Below are 1,054 nucleotides of genomic sequence, written 5' to 3'. Positions count from 1 at the left end.
GGTACAGCAACCGCTTCGCGCTGGGCGCGACGATGGCTGGCGGCACCCTGGGCATCGTGATTCCGCCCTCCATCCCGCTGATCGTCTATGGCCTGGTGACCGAGACGTCCATCGTGGATCTGTTCCTCGCCGGCGTCGGCCCCGGTGTTCTGCTGCTGGTGCTGATGTCGGCGTGGTCGATGTGGGCCAACCGCCATGTTCCCATGCAGAAATTCGATTTCGCCGAAGTCGGGCGTGCGCTGCGCGCGGGCATCTGGGCCATCCTGATGCCGGTGATCCTGCTCGGCGGCATCTACAGCGGCTACTTCTCGGCGACCGAATCGGCGGCGGTGGCGCTGCTGTACGCGCTGGTCATCGAAATCTGCGTGCACCGCGAAATGAAGCCTTCGGGCTTTTACCGGGTGGTCATCGATGCGGCCAAGCTGGGCGGCGCGCTGTTTCCGCTGCTGGCGGTGGCCCTGAGCCTGAATCTGGTGCTGACCGAGCATCGCGTGCCCGAAATGATGGTCGACATGATGAAGCAGTGGTTCGGAAGCCCGCTGACGTTCATGCTCGCCGTGAATCTGCTGCTGCTGGTGGTGGGCTGCGTCATGACCACCAACGAAGCCATCCTGATTCTCGCGCCGCTGCTGGCGCCGGCGGCAAAGGCTTTCGGCGTGGACGAGGTGATGTTCGGCATCGTCATGATCGTCAACCTCGAGATCGGCCTGATGACGCCGCCCGTGGGCCTGAACCTGCTGGTCGCGATGTCGGCCTTCAAGCAGAGCTTCAGCGAGGTGGTGATGGCCGCCTTGCCTTTTATCGCCCTCATGCTGCTGGCACTCGCGCTGATTGCCTGGCAGCCATGGATTTCCATGGGCCTGGTGCGATGAGCGGCACAGGCCAGCGGCGCCCAGGCGCAGTCTGTTTCAACCCTAACCCCCGAGAAGGAGCTCCCATGAAACCCATCGCACGGCCCACGGCCCTGGTCGCCGCCGCGCTGCTCGCCTGTCTGGCGGGCACTGCTTCCGCCCAGGCGGCCACCGAGCTCAAGCTCAGCACCGCCGCGCCAGCC

At 65.2% G+C, this 1,054-nt stretch carries 1 protein-coding gene; it reads left to right on the top strand.

Annotated features, from left to right (window positions below; all coding sequences use genetic code 11):
- The coding region (locus QZH66_RS16810; protein WP_305806998.1) for a TRAP transporter large permease at positions 1–872 on the top strand (872 nt) is incomplete at its 5' end.
- Positions 873–1,054 lie beyond the last annotated feature (182 nt).

It is taken from the genome of Stenotrophomonas sp. YIM B06876 (genome assembly GCF_030711595.1).
In the GTDB taxonomy this organism is placed as follows: domain Bacteria; phylum Pseudomonadota; class Gammaproteobacteria; order Xanthomonadales; family Xanthomonadaceae; genus Stenotrophomonas.
The sequence above is the reverse complement of the archived record's forward strand: the minus strand, read 5'-3'. Positions and strand labels throughout refer to the sequence as shown.